Source organism: Paenibacillus sp. oral taxon 786 str. D14 (genome assembly GCF_000159955.1).
Classification (GTDB): Bacteria; Bacillota; Bacilli; order Paenibacillales; family Paenibacillaceae; genus Fontibacillus; species Fontibacillus phoenicis.
The window spans coordinates 368,393-390,226 of the sequence record NZ_GG695972.1 but is presented as its reverse complement, the minus strand read 5'-3'; the positions used below and the strand labels follow the sequence as shown (position 1 = coordinate 390,226).

Annotated in this window: 25 protein-coding genes and 1 riboswitch; of the genes, 3 read left to right on the top strand and 22 right to left on the bottom strand. The window is 53.4% G+C overall.

The window, feature by feature from the left end; genetic code table 11:
• Positions 1-96: 96 nt before the first annotated feature.
• Positions 97-1,002, top strand: a complete 906-nt coding sequence (locus POTG_RS06740) for an AraC family transcriptional regulator (RefSeq protein ID WP_009224072.1) — start codon at positions 97-99, stop codon at positions 1,000-1,002.
• A 93-nt stretch (positions 1,003-1,095) separates the two neighbouring features.
• Here the strand turns inward: POTG_RS06740 and POTG_RS06735 are convergent, their stop codons facing one another.
• From POTG_RS06735 to POTG_RS06655, 18 genes are all read right to left on the bottom strand, one after another.
• A complete protein-coding gene (locus POTG_RS06735) occupies positions 1,096-2,115 on the bottom strand; it encodes a phosphodiester glycosidase family protein (protein ID WP_397376637.1) in 1,020 nt (339 codons plus the stop codon).
• A gap of 269 nt (positions 2,116-2,384) precedes the next feature.
• Complete coding sequence (locus POTG_RS06730) at positions 2,385-2,792, bottom strand: rhodanese-like domain-containing protein (RefSeq protein WP_232282242.1); 408 nt, start codon at positions 2,790-2,792, stop codon at positions 2,385-2,387.
• Positions 2,793-2,797: 5 nt separating this feature from the next.
• Positions 2,798-3,118 (bottom strand): rhodanese-like domain-containing protein, encoded by a 321-nt coding sequence (locus tag POTG_RS06725; RefSeq protein WP_036644481.1) that lies wholly within the window; start codon positions 3,116-3,118, stop codon positions 2,798-2,800.
• Between the two features lie 12 nt (positions 3,119-3,130).
• Positions 3,131-3,403, bottom strand: coding sequence for a metal-sensitive transcriptional regulator (locus tag POTG_RS06720; RefSeq protein ID WP_036644478.1), 273 nt, complete (start codon positions 3,401-3,403; stop codon positions 3,131-3,133).
• A 95-nt stretch (positions 3,404-3,498) separates the two neighbouring features.
• Positions 3,499-3,786: a hypothetical protein gene (locus tag POTG_RS23660; RefSeq protein WP_009224068.1), complete on the bottom strand. Its 288-nt coding sequence runs from the start codon at positions 3,784-3,786 to the stop codon at positions 3,499-3,501.
• A gap of 205 nt (positions 3,787-3,991) precedes the next feature.
• The gene (locus POTG_RS06715) at positions 3,992-5,275 is read right to left on the bottom strand and encodes an ABC transporter permease (protein WP_036644475.1); all 1,284 of its coding nucleotides are present in this window, start codon (positions 5,273-5,275) and stop codon (positions 3,992-3,994) included.
• Entirely contained in the window at positions 5,268-6,173 is a 906-nt protein-coding gene (locus POTG_RS06710) for an ABC transporter ATP-binding protein (protein ID WP_009224066.1), read from the bottom strand. The genes POTG_RS06715 and POTG_RS06710 overlap by 8 nt, the downstream gene beginning before the upstream one ends.
• Before the next feature lie 39 nt (positions 6,174-6,212).
• A complete protein-coding gene (locus POTG_RS06705; RefSeq protein ID WP_009224065.1) occupies positions 6,213-7,145 on the bottom strand; it encodes an ABC transporter ATP-binding protein in 933 nt (310 codons plus the stop codon).
• Positions 7,145-7,558, bottom strand: coding sequence for a GntR family transcriptional regulator (locus POTG_RS06700; protein WP_009224064.1), 414 nt, complete (start codon positions 7,556-7,558; stop codon positions 7,145-7,147). The genes POTG_RS06705 and POTG_RS06700 overlap by 1 nt, the downstream gene beginning before the upstream one ends.
• 45 nt (positions 7,559-7,603) lie before the next feature.
• Positions 7,604-8,326 carry a hypothetical protein gene (locus POTG_RS06695; protein WP_009224063.1) on the bottom strand — a complete coding sequence of 241 codons (723 nt, stop codon included), beginning with the start codon at positions 8,324-8,326 and terminating at the stop codon, positions 7,604-7,606.
• A 210-nt stretch (positions 8,327-8,536) separates the two neighbouring features.
• Positions 8,537-9,001 carry a DUF420 domain-containing protein gene (locus POTG_RS06690; RefSeq protein ID WP_009224062.1) on the bottom strand — a complete coding sequence of 155 codons (465 nt, stop codon included), beginning with the start codon at positions 8,999-9,001 and terminating at the stop codon, positions 8,537-8,539.
• Between the two features lie 74 nt (positions 9,002-9,075).
• Entirely contained in the window at positions 9,076-10,023 is a 948-nt protein-coding gene (ctaG, locus tag POTG_RS06685) for a cytochrome c oxidase assembly factor CtaG (protein WP_009224061.1), read from the bottom strand.
• A gap of 185 nt (positions 10,024-10,208) precedes the next feature.
• Positions 10,209-10,529, bottom strand: coding sequence for a cytochrome C oxidase subunit IV family protein (locus POTG_RS06680; protein ID WP_009224060.1), 321 nt, complete (start codon positions 10,527-10,529; stop codon positions 10,209-10,211).
• A 3-nt stretch (positions 10,530-10,532) separates the two neighbouring features.
• Positions 10,533-11,159: a cytochrome (ubi)quinol oxidase subunit III gene (locus tag POTG_RS06675; protein WP_009224059.1), complete on the bottom strand. Its 627-nt coding sequence runs from the start codon at positions 11,157-11,159 to the stop codon at positions 10,533-10,535.
• Positions 11,156-13,006 carry a cytochrome c oxidase subunit I gene (gene ctaD / locus POTG_RS06670; protein ID WP_050769715.1) on the bottom strand — a complete coding sequence of 617 codons (1,851 nt, stop codon included), beginning with the start codon at positions 13,004-13,006 and terminating at the stop codon, positions 11,156-11,158. The genes POTG_RS06675 and ctaD overlap by 4 nt, the downstream gene beginning before the upstream one ends.
• Positions 13,007-13,104: 98 nt before the next feature.
• Positions 13,105-14,163, bottom strand: coding sequence for a cytochrome c oxidase subunit II (gene coxB / locus POTG_RS06665; RefSeq protein WP_009224057.1), 1,059 nt, complete (start codon positions 14,161-14,163; stop codon positions 13,105-13,107).
• Between the two features lie 572 nt (positions 14,164-14,735).
• Positions 14,736-15,491 carry a type I methionyl aminopeptidase gene (map, locus tag POTG_RS06660; RefSeq protein WP_009224056.1) on the bottom strand — a complete coding sequence of 252 codons (756 nt, stop codon included), beginning with the start codon at positions 15,489-15,491 and terminating at the stop codon, positions 14,736-14,738.
• A gap of 139 nt (positions 15,492-15,630) precedes the next feature.
• On the bottom strand, positions 15,631-15,819 hold the full coding sequence (locus POTG_RS06655) for a hypothetical protein (protein ID WP_009224055.1): 189 nt from the start codon (positions 15,817-15,819) through the stop codon (positions 15,631-15,633).
• A 272-nt stretch (positions 15,820-16,091) separates the two neighbouring features.
• Between POTG_RS06655 and POTG_RS06650 the strand changes: the two genes are divergently transcribed.
• Both POTG_RS06650 and POTG_RS06645 read left to right on the top strand, forming a co-directional pair.
• A complete protein-coding gene (locus POTG_RS06650) occupies positions 16,092-17,258 on the top strand; it encodes an MGDG synthase family glycosyltransferase (RefSeq protein ID WP_009224054.1) in 1,167 nt (388 codons plus the stop codon).
• Between the two features lie 59 nt (positions 17,259-17,317).
• Complete coding sequence (locus tag POTG_RS06645) at positions 17,318-17,656, top strand: DUF4870 domain-containing protein (protein ID WP_009224053.1); 339 nt, start codon at positions 17,318-17,320, stop codon at positions 17,654-17,656.
• Positions 17,657-17,681: 25 nt separating this feature from the next.
• On the opposite strand, the gene POTG_RS06640 is transcribed toward POTG_RS06645, so the two are convergent.
• From POTG_RS06640 to POTG_RS06625, 4 genes are all read right to left on the bottom strand, one after another.
• On the bottom strand, positions 17,682-19,049 hold the full coding sequence (locus tag POTG_RS06640; RefSeq protein WP_009224052.1) for a nucleobase:cation symporter-2 family protein: 1,368 nt from the start codon (positions 19,047-19,049) through the stop codon (positions 17,682-17,684).
• A 34-nt stretch (positions 19,050-19,083) separates the two neighbouring features.
• Positions 19,084-19,674 (bottom strand): xanthine phosphoribosyltransferase, encoded by a 591-nt coding sequence (locus tag POTG_RS06635; protein WP_009224051.1) that lies wholly within the window; start codon positions 19,672-19,674, stop codon positions 19,084-19,086.
• A 169-nt stretch (positions 19,675-19,843) separates the two neighbouring features.
• A riboswitch (purine riboswitch) is annotated at positions 19,844-19,943 on the bottom strand.
• A 123-nt stretch (positions 19,944-20,066) separates the two neighbouring features.
• Complete coding sequence (locus tag POTG_RS06630; protein ID WP_036644472.1) at positions 20,067-20,372, bottom strand: hypothetical protein; 306 nt, start codon at positions 20,370-20,372, stop codon at positions 20,067-20,069.
• Positions 20,373-20,635: 263 nt separating this feature from the next.
• The gene (locus POTG_RS06625) at positions 20,636-21,439 is read right to left on the bottom strand and encodes a zinc ribbon domain-containing protein (RefSeq protein WP_009224049.1); all 804 of its coding nucleotides are present in this window, start codon (positions 21,437-21,439) and stop codon (positions 20,636-20,638) included.
• Positions 21,440-21,834 lie beyond the last annotated feature (395 nt).

The window sequence follows — 21,834 nt, the reverse complement described above, 5'->3', positions numbered from 1 at the left end:
TAGCATGAAACACATTATAGATGGTAACGCCGTTTTGATGTATCATTGAATCAACTCAATTTTTCAATATTCCAACCTAAGAGGAGTGGGTATCCTTTGCCTCCCATCATTGAATTTACCGCGCCTCCACTTCCCCATTACATCGTCAGCGGCTCGGCGGTGATCCCGGTCGGCGGCAAGCATCCCAGCCGGCAAAATATCGGGGCCTTCGACCTGCTGGTCGTCGAGTACGGATGTTTATATATCAGCGAGGAAGGCCGCGATTACGAGGTGACCGCCGGACACTCGCTCATTCTCCGCCCGGACTGTTATCACTATGCGCTGGAAGGCTGCCGGGAAGATACGCTGCACCATTGGCTGCATTTTCAACTCTTGGGCGATTGGCGTGTAGTTGAGGAGGAGGAATACCGGCATTGCGGATGCAGCCTGACGGATCAGGGCACCCCTGGCTCGATTTCCCTGCCGCCGTTCACGGCGACGTCATATACAGTCCCCCTTCCCCAATATGCGAAGCTGGCCCAGCCGCAGAAAATGATCGCGCTGCTGAAGGAACTGACGGATTTGAACCGCGATATCCATTTGGACAGCGTCCGGTTGCGCCAGCAAGCTCTATTTCAAAACGTGATCGTTGAGCTGTCGGCTTTGTCGACCAATACGGGACTCTCTCCGCAGTCGGCCTGCGCCGAAAAGGCAGCCTCCTATTTGCGTGAGCATTATGACGAGCCTTTCTCTGCGCAAAAGCTTGGGGAGAGCATCAATTTCCATCCGGTCTATATCGCCCGCTGTATGCAGAAGGTGTTTGGCTGTTCGCCCGCCGTCTACTTGCAACGGCTGCGTATCCAGCAGGCCAAGCTGCTGCTTCTGCAAACCGATCTGACCATCGAGCGGATCGCCGAGCAGGTGGGCTTTAACCAGGCCGCTTATTTCACCGCTTGCTTCAGCAAGACCGAAGGCATGTCCCCGCGAAAATATCGTCAACGCTTCACTTGGAGCAAGGACTGATCGATTTACTTCATACAAAGAGGCCGGGCAAAAGGGATAATTCCCTCTGCCCGGCCTCTCCTTCTATTTCGTCACCAGGAACCGCTAACTTCATCACTTCTTCCCGGGATCAATGTCCTGCGGACGCAAACCTTCCCAAATGTTCGGGATGTTCACTTTGGACGGATCCTCAAAGACGAGAAACGCGGTTGGCAAATAACGTTCTCCGTATTCGGACGAAGGCTTGTTAACGATCTCCCCGCCTTCCTTGACCAATACGGTTGACGACCCGCCGTCCAAATTGGCAGCGATCACCGCGCCGCGTTCCAGCATGATCTGCTGAACATCGTACAGGCTGGCGCCGATGCTGTATCCCGGCTGACGTCCGTCGATGACGACGAACAGGATCGCGCCGTCTTCGCGCTGCCCCATGGCCGTCCGCGGTGCGATGCCCCAGCCTTCTTTTTGACTGCGGATCTGTCCTTTGCCGTTTACGATAATTCGCGGTTGAAACGTCACCGCTTCCTGAATGCCCAGCTTGTCCAATTCCTCCAGCGTATATTTACCAGCGATCATTTTGCCTTGCTTGTCCAGGCCAACGATCTGCGTCGCTGCCCCTGAACTGATGCCGTTGTAATACAGCTTCCCTCGGGAAATGACCACCCCAATCGGCTTGAAGCCGTTGCCCTTCCAGTTCGGGTCGGCAAAGCCGCCGCCGTTCACACCGGCAAGGGCACCGGTCCGCGCCACCATGCTGGAGACCTTTTCTCCTTTGCCTCGTTTCGCTGGAACTCCTAAACGGATTTTGGTCGGGTCGTTTACAGTTAACACGTACCCGTGATAGCTTTTGCCGGAGATCTCTTCAATTTCAATCAGCGGCTTCTCCGCTTGTGTGTCTTCTTTATCATCCGGGTCGGGTAAGTCAATCGTATGGGTGTCCTTCTCCGTCCCCATTTCCTCGAATTGAGCCTGGTAAGCGGCGACCCGTTTGTCCAGCTCAGCTTGTCCGATGATATATTTGGCCCAATGGCGATGCTGCGTCGTAATCAGCGTATCGGCCATTAAATAGCGCATATTGTTCCCAGACGGGGTAAAGAACAACCAGAATAAGGCCGCCGTCCCGATCAGCATCATCGTGAGGATCAGCCGGGATAACAGATAGAAAAATCCACGCTTCCGCCGTTTCTTGGCGGACGTACGCTTCTTAGCCCCCGTTGCCCGCTTTGCCGACGCGGGGCTTGTCCGGCTCGCGCGGCTGGGTAATGTAGGCGTTGGCATGATGCTTGTCTCTCCCCTGCTCTCTAATATACTTGCTGTACATTAAACGTTCATGTTAGTCTGAAAGTTTCATTTTCGCAAGTAGACCCATGATCGCTTCACTGTACACCAAAAACCCGCCTGCATCAACAGGCGGGTTCTTTCTCTAAACAATGCTGCCGCGAAGCTCCTTCCCGGCAAGCTTCGCCGCGCAAGGCGTAAAGCTGCCGGAAGCCTCGTCTGCGTAAGATTCGTGCTGCTTTTATCACCGCAGACCGACGGTCCGCGACAATCAGAACAGGGTCCGAAGACGAAAGCTCCTTCGCCCATACAAAAGGTAATCGACCTAACGAAATGTTGATCGCTCCGTTCAGGTGGCATTCTTCATAATAAGACGCGTCCCGGACATCCAGTATCTTCGTCTGCGGCGGCAGGTCGAACCCGCATAAGGCCCTCTCCTCCACGAACTTTAGGCCCGAGACAGGCCATACCAACCGCAGTACATATCCGATTATCCAGGCGGCAAGCAATATTCCTCCTGCCATGGTCAGCATGTCGCTCACTCCACTTCATCCTGCCAGGCCAGCATTCCGCCGGTCATGTTGACCACACGGTAGCCTCTTTCACTGAGCAGCTCACACGCCAGACTGCTCCGCCCGCCGCTGCGGCAGACGACGATCAGCTCTTCCTCCGGATCCAGCTCCACAAATCGCTCTGGCAGCTGCCCCAACGGAATATGTTTAGCCCCTGAAATATGGCCTTCGGCCCACTCAAGCGGCTCGCGTACATCCAGCACATGAACCTGTTCGCCCCGTTTCATTCGCATGACGAGCTCGGCCGGAGTTATTTCCTTTTCTGGCTGAAACGCCACCGTGATCATCTCCTTTTCGAATTACCGGCTCTTAACCAGCAGCTCTACCGCTTCCTTCACCAAATGGGCGGTATCTCCCCCTTGGGCCTGCTCCTCCAAAATACACTGCTGCAGGTTATCCGCAACGATTTGGGCCAAAGCCTTATCCGCAGCACTCCGCACTGCAGATAGCTGGCACACCACTTCTTTGCATGGCTTCCCTTCCTCCATCATGCGAAGCACCCCGCGCACCTGACCTTCGATTCGTTTCAATCTGCGTTTGACTTCTTCTGCATAGTGATGTTCTTCGGACATGTCGTGCACTCCTTTCAATTATCCCTCGTGCCTGACATCGCATTATTACATCATACCCCCACGGGTATATATTATAGTTAATAATCCCTCTATCGTCAAACCGAACATGCCCTAAAAACAGCCCAGCCCGCGCCTTCGTAAACGAGGGTGCGGGCCGCCGTCGTATCTGCTGCGTTATCGTTTGTCCCCGTCTGCTGATCCGAAGCGGCCGCGTTATTTCCCGATTCGGAATTTGCCGATGTCTGGTCACTGACCCCTGACGTATTCGTCGTCGTATTTTGCTCTTGTGGTGCCCCACTTAACGATTTATTGCCGCATGCGCTCAGCATCAATACCGCTGCCAGGGCTGCCATCAAAAGTACCAGTGTTTTATTAGGGTTCATAGTGAAGCTGCACAAAATCCCGATTCAAAATCGCGATGCTGGCGTCATGCCGGTTCATGTATTCGCCTAACAGCCGGGATACTCGATGGTCCCGCGAGCTTCTGGAGCATTACGCACCATAACTCCGCGCAAACAAGAAAAGCCTTGATAGACGAGAGTACGTCTACCAAGGCTTAATACACTTTGATTGCTTAGCGCAGTTAATCTAGATCTTATAAGCCTTCATCGCTTTGCGCAGCTCTTTGAAGGTCGGACGTTTCCCGTACAGCAGGACGCCGGTGCGGTAAATCTTCGCCGACAACCAGCCGAACACGAAGATGGCAATAGCCAGGACGATCAGCGAAGCCGCGATTTCCCAGACCGGCGGCTCCCCGATGCCGATCCGCACGATCATCGAGACCGGCGAAACGAACGGGATGAAGGAGCTGACCTTCATCAGCAGCGAGTCTGGCGTGCTCAAGCTGAAGATCCCGATATAGAACGCCGCCAGCGACAGCATCATAATTGGCATCACCGCTTGCCCCAGCTCCTCGGTCCGGCTGACCAGCGAGCCGATCGCGGCAAACAGCGTCGCATACAGGAAGTAACCCAAGATGTAGAAAATCAGGCCAAGCACTAACACTTCTACGCGGATGTCGGACAGATGCAAATTGAAATCCGCCAACACCGGCTGGTTATACGGCAGCGAGATATTGATCGCAATCACCCCGGCAAAAACGGCGATTTGCAGCAGCCCGATAAAAAACATCCCGATAATCTTCCCGAACATTTGCGCCAGCGGTGATACGCTGGTGATGAGAATTTCCATAATGCGCGAGCTTTTCTCTGCGGTGACTTCGGCCGAGATCATATTGCCCGTCATCATAATGGTCATGAAGAACAAGATGATGAGCACATACACGATAACGTAATTAATCGCCCCCATCGCTTTCGCCTGATGACCCGATTCCTCAGCGCCGGATTCCGGTGAAGCCTTCACCGCATCGATTTGGACCGGCGCGCTTAACGCGGCGATCTGCTCCTCAGTCAGCATGCCTTTCGTGATATACTCCGCCTTAACGTTCTGCAGTGCTGCCTGCAGCGCATTTTGCAGTCCCATTCCCAAGCTGTCTTTTTTCGAGGTATAGGTCACCGCTGGGAAGACCCCGCCATCTCCTTCGGCAAATTGCAAATAACCATCAATTTCCCCGGCTTCAATCGCCGCTAGCAGTTTCGCGTTGTCCGCTTGTTCATAAGGAACCAGCGTGTAACCTGCCGCCGGCTGCTTCTCCGTGTAGGCTTCAAGTGACTTCGCCAGCTCCGGCTGCCCTTCGTACACAATGCCGATCTTCGTCGGTTGATCCTCCCCGCCGGTAAATTTATCGATAAAATAAGGCACATGCAGCCCGATCGTCACCAGCAGCGCCAACACGAGCGTCGTAATGATAAATGATTTCGTTCGAACTTTATTCATGAACGTAAAGCCAACGACCGTCCCCATTTTATTCATTGGATTCACCTACCTCTTTAATGAAGATCTGATTCAGCGTAGGCTCCTTAATCTCGAAATGCTCCACTTCGCTGACTTCCATCGCTCTACGCAAAATCTCTTGCGCCGCCGATACCTGCGAGATCCGCACCAGATAGCCGCGTTCTTTCCGCTCAACCTTCTCCACGCCCGCGATCCGCTCGAGTCCCGTTACTTCTCCCGCTGTATGCAAGAGCACTTCTTCGCGTGGATAACGTTTTTTGATCTCCTGCAAATTGCCCTGCAGCACGGTATTCGAACGGTGCAAAATCGTGATGTTACGGCACAGCTCCTCTACATGCTCCATCCGGTGGGTGGAGAACAGAATGCTGGTGCCTTGATCGCGCAGCTCCTTCACCGTCGCCTTCAGCAGCTCGACGTTAACCGGGTCCAAGCCGCTAAACGCTTCGTCCATGATGACGATTTTCGGTTTATGGACGACCGCGGCGATAAAGCCCATTTTTTGCTGGTTGCCTTTGGACAGTTCCTCGATTTTCTTATCGTAGTATTCCGGCACTTCAAACCGTTCAAGCCAATACTTCAAGCTCTTGTCGGCCTCCGCCGCAGACATGCCGCGCAAGCGGGCCAGGTAGATGATTTGGTCGCTGACCTTCACCTTCGGGTACAAGCCGCGTTCCTCCGGCAGATAACCCATTTGCGATTGCAGCTCCCGGCTGTAAGGCTTACCGTTGTACAAGATCTGCCCGCCATCCGGATAGATCAAACCCAGCACCATCCGCATCGTTGTCGTCTTCCCGGCACCGTTGGCGCCAAGCAAACCGTAAATCTCGCCTTCCTCTACCTGGAGCGAAATGTTGTTGACAGCCGTTTTCTCGCCAAACTGCTTCATTACGTTGTCCAGTACCAATGGTTTCGCCATATTCCCTCTCCTTCTTCACTACGAAAATGATTCATGCCATTAAACCAATGCCGCTGTGGATGTGGATACCAGCTTCGCCGGTGAATGCCCTTGAATCCATAGCTGCAAAATTTCATCTAACTCCAAGCTGCGGGTCTGGATCACCTGCAGGCCTTTCGCCGCGAGACTCCGCTGCAGTTCTCCTTCATGCTGCTCCTGGACGACCAGCTTCGTCACCTGCGGTCCATCGACGCGAAGAATCGTTCCCTCGGGCAAATCGCTTGGCGAGCAGTCGCTGCTGCGGATCCAGATCTCCTTCCAGCTGCTGAACAGCTGATCCTTCTCGGCCATCCCGAGTACCTGCCCCTGGTGGATTAAAGCAATGTAGTCAGCCAGCCGCTTGACTTCCTCCACGATATGGGTCGCGATCAAAATCGTCATGTCCTCGCCTGCCATAAAGTCCCGGAGCTCGTCGATCATGCGCTTCCAAGCGAAGGGATCCAGCCCCGAGGAGGGCTCGTCGAGCAGCAGCAGTTTCGGCCGGGCAGCCAGCGCTGCCGCAATCTCGAATTTACGTCGCTCTCCTTTGGACATCCGGTTTAACCGTTCATTTCTTGGGACCTCAAACCGATTCATGAGATCCTCAAAGAGTTTCTCATCCCAAGTCGGATACCATTGCGACCGGAATTCAGCTGCGCGCTCGGCGGTCATATAATTTTCTTCCGGTTCTGGTGCTTCCGGGACATATCCGATTTGTTGGCGCAGCTCAAGCGGCAATTCGCCGGAGAACGACTGTCCAAACCAACGAATCTCCCCCGCATCCGGCCGCAGCGTTTGCTGAATGAATTGCATCATCGTGCTTTTTCCAGAGCCGTTAGGTCCAACCAGAGCCACGATATACCCCTTCGGTACTTGTAAATGCAACGGCCCGATCGTTTTACGGCGGCCCTGCTTCAGCGCTCCAATCAGCTCAATCGCCATCGGTTGTGCCATTAATCCGCCCCCTCCTTGTCTTGATTTGAGTTATATTTCTGTTGCATGACCTGCAAAAAAAGCTGCTTTAACTCTTCCGCCTCGTATTGCATCGATTTCCCGGTATCCACCGCCTTCTCCAGCGCTTCCTTCACAACTGCGGTGCGGTATTCATCACGTTCGTCCGCGCTGACCTTGGCGACAAACGTACCTGTTCCCTGCCGCGTCCGAAGCAATCCCTCGGCCTCTAAATCTTGATAAACCCGGCGTACCGTAATGACGCTGCAGTTTAAGGCGCCGGCAAATTCCCGAATCGAAGGCAGCAACGTACCTTCTTCGATTTGGCCGCTGACGATCAGGGAGCGAAGCTGCGACTCTATTTGATGATAAAGCGGCGCAGCGCTATTTTCGTTGATTTGAATGGGAATCCACACCTTTCTTGCTCACCTCCGCCTTACTCCCGTATTTCCGTGCCATCTTTAGGCCAAATCCCGCTGCAGCAGTTTTCGCCGCGTCAACGATAACAGGTAAGTGAATCCGAGACCGCCGATAGCTAAGGAGCACCACATCATTGGTGAGAGTATGGTGTAACGCCGGGAGCTTTCCAAGATGAACGCCAGCAGGTTGAAGTCAAGCAAATTCATAACCAAAGCGGCTCCCCCCAACACCAGCATGAGCAGGAACGTTAACCCTAAATAAACTTTGCCGCTCGTCAGAAGCTCGCAAAAGATGAACAACCCGTTGATCAGTAAGCTGTACCCGGTCCAAGTGAAGCAAAACACGAGAAAGGCTCCAAAATCCCACATCATACTATTCATCAGATACGTGACCAGATAAAGACCGCCGTAGAACAGAATCCCGTTGAGCAGCATCGCCGCTCCCAGTTGAATCAGCCTGCTTCTCAGCACCGTCTTCACCGAAATTGGCAACACGCGATAATATCGCAGCATTTGGGTATACGAATTTTCCCGAATATAGTTAAATGAGCGCCGAGTAAAAAAGAACCCTGTGAAAGGAACCATGATCAACATCAGGAAGTCGCTCATTGGATTTATCACGTACTGGACATGGTCTTGTGTTCCAATAAAGATGCCGAGCATCAGCGCAATGTACAGCATAAAGATGACATTCCAAATGAGATACATCCGATCGCTTTGCAAATCTCTTCTGAAGATCACCCAAGCGCCTTTCCAATTATCCATCGTTCATCAACCTCTTTCATTCCCATCTTCGTCCTTCGATCATCGACAGGCTGTGATGGCCACTGTGCTTACTGTTTATATCTTTATACACAGTATAATCTTTGCTTATTTCGATGTCAATGCTTCTTTCATCCACAAAAAAAAGCCAACAGCGCGATTCTTTACGAATCGGCCATTGGCCGTAGATAGATCCAGTATACTTACGATGATTTACATACCCAAAATAACTTCCCATACCGGCTTCGTATGGCCGCCTGGATACAGCAAATACAGCAGCACATAAACGACTACGCCGGTAATCGCCGTGCAGAACCAGATGACCGAGGTGACTCGTCCCCATTTGCGGTGTTTGGCGTATTTCTCCTTGAAGCCAAGCACCAGCGTGGTGATGCCAAATACGGCCGCAACGGTCGCCAGGACGATATGGAAGGCGAGGAACGTCTGATAATAGCCTTTGAGGCTATCTGGTCCGCCCCATGAGGTATTGCCGATAAATACGGTCCGCGACATATAGATCAGGAAGAACAGAAGCGCAGCGACGGCCGCAGCAATCATCGTCCTCTTGTGAGCTTCCCGTTTCCCTTTAATGATGAGCCCCCAACCGATCGCTACCAGCACGGCACTAATGACGATAAACGATGTGCTGAGCGTCGGAAATAACGTGAACAGATCCAATTTGCATCCTCCTAAACGTTTTGTGAGGTAACCTTCTGACCCCAATTCGCAGGCCGGACTCCCATCCCACAGATTTAAGATCCGGTCTGAGGCGGGGGTGGATTCAGCGAAGAGTTAGACAACGCAGCTCCCTCCGCTTCTTCCTCGTCGTTCTCGCGGTTTTCCTGCTTGTACCAATGGTAAAACACGTACGCCAGCATCGACGCAAAGATGAATTCCTGAATGAATTTCATCAGGATTCCACCGACCTGCTGATCGATGTTGGGCTGCAGGTAGCCAAAAAATTGCGGGCCGCCGAACTGACGAAGCAGCTGCGCCGGGTCGCCGGCAACGCAATAACCCATCGCCCGCGCCCAGACAGCCGGATCGCTGTAAGTCGCGTACAGCGGCTCGTCCGCAAAGATGATCAAGCCGCAGGCTGGCGTGAGCAGCACCATGTTGAGGAAGATAAAGCCCATCTTCTTGAGCCCCTGAACCCCTGCCCGCTCGGGCAGCGGATTCACCAGCGTCCACCACATGAGAACTGCCGCGATAAACAATACGACATAGTACAGGCGATGCACCCCGAAATGAAGCATCACATAATCATGCACGACCGGCAGATGATAAAACGAAAACAACCCGTTAAACACCACAGCTGCCACCACCGGGCGAGCCAGAAACTTCAGTGCCCTGAGCGGGCTTGAAGCCAGAAACGCCGTCACACGGCGCCAAACCCAAGGGGGAAGCCCCAGCATTAACAGCGGCGGCGCCAACAGATAGGACATCGCCATGCTGAGCATATGGAAGCTGAACATCATATGGCCGAGCAGTTCCACCGGGCCGCCTTGAGCCAGATAGAGCAGCAGCATCCCGGTGACGAACAACACTTTCCGTCTCGCTGGAACGTGGACTTCACCCTCTGCCCATTTCTCAGCTCCCGGCCCAATTAACACGAAATATCCGGCCGTGACCAGCAGCATGAAAGCCAAAAATACCGGGCTCCAGACCGCTGTGAAATTAAAATATTCTAACCCCAGCACGGCAAACCCTCCTTCCGCAGCGCGCTTAGTTCTGTCCAAATTGTGAACAAGGGGGCAAATACGACAAAAACGGTGACAGCATCCCAAGCGGGAAGGTACCGTTTTTGTGCCATACATATCCTAACTGTGCAGATGAACTCGCAAAAGAGGGGGCCCGCCAACGGCGAAAGCCTCCTCTTCTCCCTTTACCACCACATCCAATATAAAGCGGCAATAATCGCGGTAAATGCGACAAAAAATCCGCCGGCCATGAAGAGGATCGGGATCAAATGTCCCTTATCCTTCATGTGCATCCAGTAACCCAGTTGAACCAGCACCTGCAGTACCGCCATCACCAGCAGCAAAATGACGGTGAACGCGGTATTCACTCCGCCGGCCGCAACCGCTGCAAAAGCGATCAGGGTCAGAACGATGGAGAAAATAAACGCGATAATATGTTTCTCCGGACCTTCATGCCGCTGACGGTGCTTTACCGCCGGCGAACCGTTTGATTCCTGATTGACCATCCGTTAGACCACCTTTCCGAGCAGGTAGACAACCGTGAAAATGAACACCCAGACAACGTCGATGAAGTGCCAGTAAATGGCCGACACGTAAATCTTCGGTGCCGTGACAACGGTCAGACCTTTTTTAAAGAGTTGCCCGATGAGCAGGGAAATCCACAAAATCCCGAACAACACGTGCGCGCCGTGGAAGCCAACCAGCGTATAGAACGCCGAACTGAACGCACTTGTTGTCATGCCGTAGTCTTCATGCAGGACATACTCAGCAAACTCATAAATCTCCAGCACAAGGAAGGCCAGGCCAAGCAAAACAGTTACAGCCAACCAGCCTGCCAGCTTGCCTTTGTCTCCCCGGTGCATCGCCTGAATGGCGAACACACTCGTCAAACTGCTGACCAAGAGGATAAAGGTTGCAGCGGCCGTGATCCCCAAGTTAAACAGCTCACTTGCGGACGGGCCATCCGCGATTTGATTCCGCAATGTCAGGAAGGTTGCAAACAAGGTACCAAACAGGACGGCCTCGCCTCCGAGAAACAACCAGAAGCCCAAAATTTTATTACGGCCTTCCAGCGTCGCCTTCTCCGGTTCGTGCGGCAGCGTACCTGCTACATGCGATGTGTTTGGCGTACTCATGCTTTGACCTCCTTCCCATTCAGTTCATCCGGTTCGATGTGCCAGCCGTGATCGTCAAACAAGGAACGGAGCAGCATCGACAAGAACGTGATCGCCAAGCCGAGCCCTACTACGATGTAATTGTTGAACAGGAAGTTCATCGCACCGTTACCAAAATCGTCGTTAGCGAACATAAAGCCCAGACCGGCAATAAACAAACCTACCGACATGATAAATGGAAGAATCGTCGGCGAAGGCATATGAATCGGACCAACCGGCTCAGCCGGCGTCATTTCTTTGTTGCCAGCCATCTTCTCTTTCCAGAAAGCATCAATCCCGCGAACCAGCGGAATTTGCTTGAAGTTGTATTCTTCCGGTGGAGAAGCAATCGACCATTCCAGCGTCCGTCCGTCTTCCCAGACATCGCCCGGAACGCCTTTTGGTTGTCTCGCCGTAATCGCAATATTCACCAGGAACAAGATGACCCCGACGCCCATCAAGAACGCGCCGATCGTACTGATCAAGTTCAACAGGTCAAAGCCTTGGTTCGGCAAATACGTAAATACGCGGCGTTGCATCCCAAGCAAGCCAAGGAAATGCTGTACGAAGAACGTCATATGGAAGCCAATAATAAAGGTCCAGAACTCCCATTTGCCAAGCTTCTCATTCAGGACGCGGCCAAACATCTTCGGCCACCAGTAGTGCAGTCCGGCGAACAAGCCCAGAACCAGACCGCCTACGATAACGTAGTGGAAATGCGCTACTACGAAGTAAGTATCATGATATTGATAGTCTGCCGGCGCCGAAGCCAGCATCACCCCGGTAACCCCGCCCATAACGAACGTCGGGATAAAACCGGAAGCGAACAGGTTGGCCGTCGTAAAGCGGATTTGACCGCCCCACATCGTAAACAACCAGTTGAAGATTTTGATCCCCGTCGGAACAGCGATCAACATCGTAGCGATGGAGAACAGCGCATTGGCCACCGGCCCCATCCCTGTCGTAAACATATGGTGCGCCCAAACCATGAAGCCCAGGAAGGCGATCAGGATCGTAGCGAACACCATCGAGCTATAACCGAACAACCGCTTACGCGAGAACGTACTAACAACTTCGGAGATAACCCCAAACGCTGGCAAAATCAAAATGTAAACTTCGGGGTGTCCGAAAATCCAGAAAATATGCTGCCACAACACCGGGTTACCGCCGCTTTCTACATTAAAGAAGTTCGCGCCGAGAATCCGGTCGAACGTCAACAGCACCAGACCTACCGTGATCGCCGGGAAAGCGAACAGGATCATCGCGGACGTCACGAACGTCGTCCAAGTAAACATCGGCATCCGCATAAAAGACATCCCCGGCGCGCGCATCGTAATGATCGTCGCTAGGAAGTTAATACCGCCGATCAGTGTCCCTAGACCAGCAATCTGCAAGCCGATCGTGTAGAAGTCAACCCCATGCGTCAAGCTGTACGTCGTACTCGACAGCGGCGTGTACGAGGTCCAACCCGCATCCGGTGCACCGCCCATCACCCAGCTCAGGTTCAGCAGCAGTCCACCGAACAGGAATGTCCAAAATCCGAGAGCGTTCAAGAAAGGGAACGCCACATCCCGAGCCCCGATTTGCAGCGGAATCACCGCGTTCATCAGGGCGAAGATAACCGGCATAACGCCAAGGAAAATCATCGTTGTGCCGTGCATCGTAATCAATTCGTTAAATTGCTGTGCCGTAACAAAATCATTCATCGGTTTTGCCAGCTGCACGCGGATCAGCAATGCTTCGATACCGCCGATCCCAAAGAACAAACCGCCCGCCACTAAATACAAAATGGCGATTTTCTTGTGATCGACCGTCGTCAACCAGTCCATTAACCCCTTGTGCCGCTTGACAGTGTGAGCATGAGCCAAGGTTTGTACCCCCTCTTTTAATTCCTATCCATCCATGCCGTCCATAGAGGCACGCAAGATTAATAAGATAATTTGCTGTTAGCCAAGTAGTCGGCGATGGCTTCGATTTCAGCATCCGTTAATCCGAGATCTTCCTTCGGACTTGGCATTTTGTTGCCCGGTTTTACCTTTTGCGGATCCATCAGCCATTCCACCAAATTATCCTTAACCGGTTTGCCGTCGATCGGTTTGCCGGACGCTTCTGCATTATGTAAAATGCTCGCAACCGTCTCTCTGCTGCCGATCCCCGTCAGGTTTGGTCCAACTGGTCCGCCTTGGTCACCGATAGCGTGGCAGCTCAAGCATTGCGTCTTAAATACTTCCGCAACGGCTGGATCCTGAATCGTTTGTACTGGCGCCTTCATCGCTTCAACCCAACGGTCAAAGGACTCTGGGCTAACCGCCTTGACTTTAAACTCCATGAAAGCATGGGATTTCCCGCACAGCTCGGCGCACTTCCCGAGGTAAACCCCTTCGTTCGTGGCTTCCAGCCAAGCTTTATTAATCGTTCCGTCCGTATTCGTATCCGTTTTGCCGGCGAGTGAAGGCACCCAGAAGGAGTGCAGCACGTCCGCTGTCTTCAGCTCAAGCGCAATCTTCTTGCCCGTAGGGATAATCATATCCTGGGCGGTCGTAATGCCGTAATCCGGATAGGTGAACTCCCACCAGAACAAATGCGAAGTGACTTTGATCTTCACCGCATTGGCATCCTTCGAGTAATCCTCGCCAAAAGCAAATACTTTCTGTACCGTTGCAACCGCCAGAATCAGTACCAGAACCAACGGAATCGCAGTCCAGATGATCTCCAGCTTATGGTTGCCTTCAACTTGCTTTGGAATGTCGTTTTGCCCCGGTTTACGGCGATACTTGATCCACACGTAAGCCGCGATCCCGAATACGATCAGCATGACAACTATCATGATCGTAATCGACAGTTTAATTAATCCGAGCTGCCCTTCAGCTACTGGACCCTGTGGTCTGAGCACGGACAGGTCTTCACGGCCGCATGCGGACAAGAGCAACGCTAGCATGGCAAACAAAGGTACTAGCCGCTTAACAGCCTTCCAAGGTTTCATCATTGATCTACCCCACTTCTTACGTTTTCTTCCGCAGCATCACAGAGATTTCCAGCCTGCGCAGCTCAAAAATCCACCTGTCTATCACGGAAACTACATTCCTGTCAATTACAACAATCACCTATTAAATATATGATTGAACCCCTCGTTTGTCAATGATTCGGGGTCAGTTCACAAATTGTTCAAAAATCCGAGGACCCGCGCCACAAAAGGTTTTGTGAACGTTTTCCCCAGTTCGACACCGAGTGAAAAGGCTGCCAATTTTGAACAAATCTCGGCGAATTGTGACGTTTCCCTGCTCCGCTTCATTTTTGACATTTCTTCAAACTTTATTTCGTGACTCTAACGGAACGTAGCGACCTTATTTGCTCATTTCCCGGCTATTTCCCGCTGTAACGGAACGTAATGACCTTATTGCACGTTTTTGGCGGCCATTTCGCTGTCCACCTCTCAAATAAGGTCTCCTGGTTCCGTTAGCATTCAGGGACACCACTAAACTGGACAAATAGCGGCTCTAGGTTCCGTTAGAACAAAGCAAACAAAAAAGAGAGCTTTCCGCTCTCTCTTCGTCCGCGTTATTCCCCGTTTGTCAGCACCAGCGGTCCGTCCTCCGTGATCGCCAGCGTGTGTTCATAATGCGCGCCGAGGCTGCCGTCCGCGGTACGGATCGTCCAGCCGTCATCCTCCCACAGCACCGCGCCGGTTTCCCCGCCGGTGAAGATCGGCTCGATCGTGATGACCATCCCCGGCCGCAGCGTCACTCCCGTGCGCGGCCGGCCGAAGTTCGGCACGTCCGGCGCTTCGTGCATCGACTGGCCGATGCCGTGGCCGATCAGCGGCTTCACGATGCCGATGTTCGCGGCCTGTGCCACGCGCTGCACCGCATACCCGATGTCCCCGATCTTATTGCCGGGGACCGCCTGCGCGATCCCGGCCAGCAACGCCTGCTCGGTGGTCGTCAGCAGCTTCTCCGCCTCAGCGCTCACCTGTCCGATCCGGTAAGACCAGCCGGAATCGGCCATCCAGCCGTTTTTGCCTACCACAATGTCGATCGTGACGATATCTCCGAGCGCCAGCTTACGATCGCTCGGGAACCCGTGGCAAACCACGTCATTCATCGACGCACAAGTCGCAAACGGAAACCCGTGGTATCCCTTTTGCTCCGCCTTAGCTCCCCGCTTCGCCAAAAACGACTCCACGAAGGCGTCGATCTCCAGGGTGGTTATACCCGGCCCGATCATTTTGGCGATTTCGCGGTGGCACTCGGCCAATATCCGTCCCGCCTCACGGATCCGCTTGATTTCCTCTTTCGTTTTTATGCGTACCTTCACGTCCTGTTCTCCTTCCGCTGCCCTACGACGATTGATTTCGTGATGTTCCCGTCAGTTTAATATATGTGGGAACAGAAGAAAAAAACCGTCCCGAACGCCCAAGGCGCCGGAACGGCGAATATCCTTCCATCTCAATGGTTCAGGAAACAGACGAGTCCAATTTCCCGAGCTCATGCTCAACCAGGTGGGTCAATTCCTCTTCATAGCCGCCCATAATCCGATACTTGCGTACATATTCTTTCACGAACTTCTTCGGATCTTTCGGTCTGAAGATTCGGGTCATTTCCCGTAAACTTTCTTTCACTTCATCATGACCTTTCGTTGCCATACTGATTCCCTCCCAGAACGCTTAAGGTAAATGCTCCGATTTTGCGATGCCGAAAAGTGCGGGTTCAGATTCATGAAGCTGTGCCGGCTATTTAGTTGTAATGGAAAGACCTCCTATTGTCTTATTGTAACATATTCAGAAGAAGGTTTCAGCTTTCTTCCAATTGTACATTTTTTATCCGCTTCACCTAATACTATTTATAAACGGGGTGCAGGGGCAAACTACAAGCAGTTGAGGGGCATTGCCTGGACATGAAGAGGAGTGATACAGCCATGACTTCCCGGTCTCCAAAAATCCTTATTTTATATGCCAGCTACGGGGATGGGCATTACCAAGCCTCCAAAGCGGTGGAAGCCAGCTTGCGAAGCAGAGGCGTCACCGACATCACGTTGCTTGATCTGATGGCTGAAGCACATCCGCTGATCAACGGGCTGACGAAGTTCGTGTATATGCAAAGCTTCAAAACCATCCCCGGCCTCTACGGCTGGGTCTACAACGCCACCAAACAAATGCCGCAAGAAGCGCCGCTGCTCGAGGTCATCAATTCGTTTGGCATCAGCAAGCTGCAACAAACGCTGCGACAAGCCCAGCCGAATCTGATCATCCACACCTTCCCCCAGCTCGCGATGCCTAGACTGCTGAAGCGGACCGGCCAATCGCTGCCGCTGGCGAATATCATCACCGACTTTGACCTGCACGGACGATGGATTCACTCCGGAGTCGACCGCTACTACGTCGCAACCGACGACTTGAAAGCGGAAATGATCAGCCGGGGGATCGCCGAAGATCGCATACGGGTAAGCGGCATCCCGGTAAAACCAGAGTTTAACCATCAACATCCCGCAGGTGAAGAACGCCTTATCGGCCCCCTTCAAGACCTTTTCCCAGACAACCGCACCGGCAAAACCACCGTCCTACTGATGGCAGGAGCCTACGGTTCCATGCAGGGAGTACGCGAGGTGATCGAGCGGTTTATGGCGCTGGAGCGTTACCGGGTGATCGCCGTTTGCGGAAGGAACCGCGAGCTATACCGTGCACTGCACGAGCAACTCCCTCCCCATCCAGACGTGCACCTCTTGGAGTATGTCGAGCAGGTAGCTGCATTGATGCGAAAATGCGACTGCATCGTAACCAAGCCGGGAGGGATTACCTTGTCCGAGGCGCTGGCTTGCCGGCTGCCGGTGTTCGTCTACCGCCCCGTTCCCGGGCAAGAGCTCAATAATGCGCGTTACCTCGCACAAAAAGGCGTTGCCTGTATCGCCCGTACCCCTGCGGAGCTGACCGAGGAAATCGACGCGCTCTTTCGGGACCCACACCGGCTAACCGAGCTTCGCCAAAAAATAGATCACCTCCGCCGGCCTGAAGCCGCGGAGGTGATTGCAGACGATATTTTAGAGCAGTGGTTCGCGCCCAAGCGGGCCGAGCTGGTTCTTTCATGAGGGGGCTCGTCATACATTTAGGATAAGACAATCCTCTCCTGAAAGAAGGTGTCGTCCTCATGTCCCCTTTCAAATCATCCACCGGCCTCTACGAAAATGTCGCCGGCTTCCTGTGCTACCTGCTTGCTTTTGTGGGCGGAGTTGCATTCCTTGTCCTAGAGCGGCGCAGTCGATTCGTGCTGTTCCACGCCCTGCAATCGGTCATGCTGTTTGGCGGATTCATGCTGGCCCATGCCTTGTCCGGCTTTCTGCCGATCATCGGCGTGGTCGTCAATCTGCTGCTGACCCTGCTGGGCGTTACGCTTTGGATTATCATGATGCTGGCTGCGCTCCAGGGCAAATGGCTGAAGCTGCCTTGGATCGGCGAACTCGCGGAAAAGCAACTGCAACGGATGTAATTCTCCGGCTAGACCGAGGCACTTTTTACGCTGTAGCTTTGACGGATTCGCTTGGTTCAGCGGCCCCATTCAGCACAGCTGCCTTGCGCTGACCCTTCCAACCGTTAAACAGCAAATTCATCACAATCGCCGTAAAGCTGCCGGCGACGATGCCATTGTCCACCAGAATCCGCAGCGCGGCCGGCAGCCGGTCGAACAGTTCAGGCAGCACGGTCACACCCAGCCCCATGCCGACGGAACAAGCGATGATCAGCAGGTTTTCATGCCGGTTCAAATCCACTTGGTCGCCCAACATCCGAATCCCGGAGGACAAAACAAGACCAAACAACGCGATCATCGCTCCGCCGAGCACCGACGTAGGTACCAGCTGCGTTAATGCGGCGATCTTCGGCACGAAGCCGATCAAGATCAGCAGCGTACCGGCCACTACGATCACGTCGCGGGTTTTCACCCGGCTCATTTGGACAAGCCCGACATTTTGGGAATATGTCGTATACGGAAACGAGTTAAATATCCCGCCGAGCATGATCGCCAGCCCTTCCGCCCGATACCCCCGCGTCAAATCCTTATCCGTAATCTCTTTATCCACGATTTTTCCAAGCGCCATAAATACGCCGGTCGACTCGGCAACGCTCACGATCGCCACCAGAATCATCGTCAGAATCGCTGAAGCGTGGAACGTAGGTGCACCAAAATAAAACGGTTGTACCGCATGAAACCAGCTGGCTTCCTTCAGCGGCGTCAAATCTACTTTCCCGGCGAGCGCAGCCACCAGCGTCCCTGCAATCAGACCCAGCAAGACGGAGATGGAACGCGGAAAGCCCTTGGCAAAGCGGTTCATCAAAATAACGAACAGCAATACCCCAAATCCAAGCGCAAGATTAAGCGGGCTCCCAAAGTCGGGATTCTCACCCGGACTGCCGCCGCCAAGATCCGAAATCGCCACCGGAATCAGCGTGACACCGATAATAGTGACCACGGAGCCAGTCACGACCGGCGGAAACAACGCAATCAGCTTGCCGAACAAACCGGCAAAGAGGAAAACAAACAGCCCGGAGGCAATAATCGCACCGTAAATGGCGGAGACCCCTGCGCCGTCTGTCAGCCCGATGGCAATCATCGGCGACACGGCCTGAAAAGCGCAGCCCAGCATCACCGGAAGCCCGATGCCAAACAGGCGGTTCCCCCAGACTTGAAGCAGCGTAGCTACACCGCAAGCCAACAAGTCGATAGCGATCAGGTAAGTCAGCTGTTGGTTAGTGAAGTTCAGCGCGCCTCCAACGATCAGCGGTACGATCACAGCCCCGGCATACATAGCCAATACGTGCTGCAAGCCTAGCGAAAAGGTTTTAAGCGGATGACGGTGTTTCTGAAAAATACGTTCGCGTTCCATAGAATTCTGGTTCCTCCCCGATGATTAGTTCATCTCATGAATAATTCGGTGTATCCTCAACGAAAGTCACCGCACCGTCTTCCAGCGAGGCAACCCGAACAAGCGATTCAACGCGGTACCCTGCTTCCGTAAGCAGCCGGGCTCCCGGCTGGAACGACTTCTCAATGACGATCCCGATGCCGGCGACCGAAGCTCCGGCTTTCTCCACGATGCGGGCTAGTCCAAAGGCCGCCTCGCCGTTCGCCAAAAAGTCGTCCACGATCAGCACCCGATCCTCTGCACGCAGAAACTTTTTCGATACGGTGATCTCGTTGGTTTCCCGCTTGGTGAACGAGTAGACTTTTTCCACAAAAATGTTGTCCTTCAGCGTCAAGGATTGATGCTTGCGGGCAAAGATCATCGGCACATTCAGCTCCAGCGCGGTCATGATCGCCGGGGCAATCCCCGAGGATTCAATCGTCAGCACCTTCGTGATGCCTTCTTCGGCAAAGCGCCGGGCGAACTCAGCCCCAATCTCCTTCATCAGCACCGGATCCATTTGATGGTTAAGAAACGAATCTACTTTCAACACCTGGTTCCCCAGTACAATCCCTTCTGCCATCACCTTGTCTCTCAGCAGCTTCATTCCTGTGTCCCCTTTCCTCTAATAATTCATCACATGAACTAAACGCAAAAAAGCCCATTTCTCAACGGAAATGGACTTTAAATTTAGAAAGCACCTAATAAACCCGAATAGCAAAACCAGCGATCAGGGCAGCGAAAGCTTATAGCTGATCCCCTTGGTTCCCGGGCACATGCACGGCGGTACTTTCCGTAGTCCGATCATTCCGGTGATCAGGTAGAGACGTGCAGGCCAATTCCTGCACTTATACGGAAAATTCATGGATTCGCATTTAACCAATGCTAGAAGTATAACGCATTCCGCCCGGGTAGAGAAAGAGGAATCTTTTAGGGTTCTGTGAAAACTTTGCAAAGCCCTGCGAGAAGCAGTGCCGTCAAACCGCGCCAGAGACTGGTTTAAAGCGGCTTCGGCTCTTGCGGCAAAAGATGGGTGAGCAGCGTTTTTAATTCGCCGTCTTCCTTGTACGTCTTCTCCCCCGTGTCGAGGCGGCGTACCCGGATCTCGCTGTAATCCGCACCGGCTTCCGTTGGCTTGAACACAAGATTCTTCCGATCCTCCAAACGCAGCTTATATCCCATCTCGTCAAACATTTGCAGATAGTCAGCTTCACTCGGAGTCTTCCCTTGATCGAGGAAGAGTAGTCCGCGCAAGTGCTTCACTTCATCCTTATGTACGACGTCAAAATGTACAATGCATTCCATGTGCTGCACGCTCCTGTATCATGTTCTATGCGGTATAGCATCCCCTGCCGCAGGCGGGAGCATCCACTTAAAGCCGAACGCCCGCGATAAGAAAAACGGCACGACAGCTGCGGAGCTGCTTCATCTCACCCAGCCCCTGGGCCGCCGTGCCGGCGTAGACCGCATGCTCTTAGCTATTACTACGAATCAGCATGCTGCTGCGGCAGTGGATTTTATGACAACCTGATGAACTTTCTTTAAGCCGGCGATCCAGCGTTAAAATGCTAGATTTGTTCTGAGCCGCAATGCGGGCACCATTTTGTCCCTTTTACCAGCGTCGACGAGCAGATTTGGCATTTCACCGTGGCCACCCCGCCGATGATGAGTTCAGGTTCCGCCGAACTCTCCGGCTGCGGAGCGGCGGCGTCCTGCTTCCAACTGCGAATGCGGCGATCCAGCTCCTCCTGACGTCTGCGTTCCCGCTCCAGCTCGCGTTGGAGACGCTCCTCTTCCTCAGGATCGATCGGCTCCACCGCTCCAGATACGGGCGCCGACTCCCGTTGCTCTGCTTTCTCCCGAACGAGGGACGCGGCAAGCTCCAACGTATCCATCTCGTCTACCTCGACCCGCTTCATCACAGGCGGCTCGGCGCTAGCGGCCGCCTCGCTGGCTGCCGGGGACTTCACCGGCTTCTGCACCGGCTTCAGCAGCTCGGTCGGAACGGCCTTCTTCGCCACGGCCAGCTTATGGCCGCAGTATTGGCAGAACAAGGCGTCTTCCGCCACGTTCCGGCCGCAGGCGCCGCATAAGCGTTCATTTTTGAGCTCGGCGATTTTCATCCGAATTTCGTCGCGTTCTTCCGTCAGCAAATCGCAGGTTTTGGCCAGCTCGAGCATCTCTTTTTCCGCTGCGGCCATATCCTTCTTCCGATAAGCCTCATAGAACACTTCGCCCATTTTATGAAAATATAAACCAAGCTCACGTTCGATATTTGAAATTTGAGTATTTAGTTTACTAATCTCCACGACATTTTGCGCGCGATCGGTAACCTTGCCCGCACCGTCTTTCAAGCGTTGTAAAATTTTCATGACATGATTCCTCCCCGCGAAATATTCATAATCATACCAGATTTTGCACCCCCATGAAACCGTCCTGCGACTCAGGAAGCGGCTTCTTAAGGTTCACAGCGGCCATCAAGCTCCAATTACGGGACCTCAAATGCCCCTTTGTGCTCCTAAGGAACACTGGCCTTGGCTGCACGAGATCTGCTGATTTTGATGGTACAATATCCTTTCCATTCGGTGAAAGTGCGGGGTGAAGAAGTTTGCCGAACCAGCCCATGAATGGGGTGTGGAGAGGTGGGAAATGAACATTTTGGGGCATGTGTGAGGGGGACGCCCAAGAGGCGGGCCCACAGGCCGTAGCGCGATAAGGCGCCTCTGGGCGCCTCTGGGCGCCGCCGTGCGAGGCGGCGCTTGGCCGG

Excerpts from the sequence above, each read along its gene's own strand:
- POTG_RS06735 (WP_397376637.1), bottom strand. The coding sequence starts at position 2,115 with ATGATGCTGATCGGGACGGCGGCCTTATTCTGGTTGTTCTTTACCCCG.
- POTG_RS06730 (WP_232282242.1), bottom strand. The coding sequence starts at position 2,792 with ATGCTGACCATGGCAGGAGGAATATTGCTTGCCGCCTGGATAATCGGA.
- POTG_RS06725 (WP_036644481.1), bottom strand. The coding sequence starts at position 3,118 with ATGATCACGGTGGCGTTTCAGCCAGAAAAGGAAATAACTCCGGCCGAG.
- POTG_RS06720 (WP_036644478.1), bottom strand. The coding sequence starts at position 3,403 with ATGTCCGAAGAACATCACTATGCAGAAGAAGTCAAACGCAGATTGAAA.
- POTG_RS23660 (WP_009224068.1), bottom strand. The coding sequence starts at position 3,786 with ATGAACCCTAATAAAACACTGGTACTTTTGATGGCAGCCCTGGCAGCG.
- POTG_RS06715 (WP_036644475.1), bottom strand. The coding sequence starts at position 5,275 with ATGAATAAAATGGGGACGGTCGTTGGCTTTACGTTCATGAATAAAGTT.
- POTG_RS06710 (WP_009224066.1), bottom strand. The coding sequence starts at position 6,173 with ATGGCGAAACCATTGGTACTGGACAACGTAATGAAGCAGTTTGGCGAG.
- POTG_RS06705 (WP_009224065.1), bottom strand. The coding sequence starts at position 7,145 with ATGGCACAACCGATGGCGATTGAGCTGATTGGAGCGCTGAAGCAGGGC.
- POTG_RS06695 (WP_009224063.1), bottom strand. The coding sequence starts at position 8,326 with ATGGATAATTGGAAAGGCGCTTGGGTGATCTTCAGAAGAGATTTGCAA.
- POTG_RS06680 (WP_009224060.1), bottom strand. The coding sequence starts at position 10,529 with ATGGTCAATCAGGAATCAAACGGTTCGCCGGCGGTAAAGCACCGTCAG.
- POTG_RS06675 (WP_009224059.1), bottom strand. The coding sequence starts at position 11,159 with ATGAGTACGCCAAACACATCGCATGTAGCAGGTACGCTGCCGCACGAA.
- ctaD (WP_050769715.1), bottom strand. The coding sequence starts at position 13,006 with ATGGACTGGTTGACGACGGTCGATCACAAGAAAATCGCCATTTTGTAT.
- coxB (WP_009224057.1), bottom strand. The coding sequence starts at position 14,163 with ATGATGAAACCTTGGAAGGCTGTTAAGCGGCTAGTACCTTTGTTTGCC.
- POTG_RS06655 (WP_009224055.1), bottom strand. The coding sequence starts at position 15,819 with ATGGCAACGAAAGGTCATGATGAAGTGAAAGAAAGTTTACGGGAAATG.
- POTG_RS06650 (WP_009224054.1), top strand. The coding sequence starts at position 16,092 with ATGACTTCCCGGTCTCCAAAAATCCTTATTTTATATGCCAGCTACGGG.
- POTG_RS06645 (WP_009224053.1), top strand. The coding sequence starts at position 17,318 with ATGTCCCCTTTCAAATCATCCACCGGCCTCTACGAAAATGTCGCCGGC.
- POTG_RS06640 (WP_009224052.1), bottom strand. The coding sequence starts at position 19,049 with ATGGAACGCGAACGTATTTTTCAGAAACACCGTCATCCGCTTAAAACC.
- POTG_RS06635 (WP_009224051.1), bottom strand. The coding sequence starts at position 19,674 with ATGAAGCTGCTGAGAGACAAGGTGATGGCAGAAGGGATTGTACTGGGG.
- POTG_RS06630 (WP_036644472.1), bottom strand. The coding sequence starts at position 20,372 with ATGGAATGCATTGTACATTTTGACGTCGTACATAAGGATGAAGTGAAG.
- POTG_RS06625 (WP_009224049.1), bottom strand. The coding sequence starts at position 21,439 with ATGAAAATTTTACAACGCTTGAAAGACGGTGCGGGCAAGGTTACCGAT.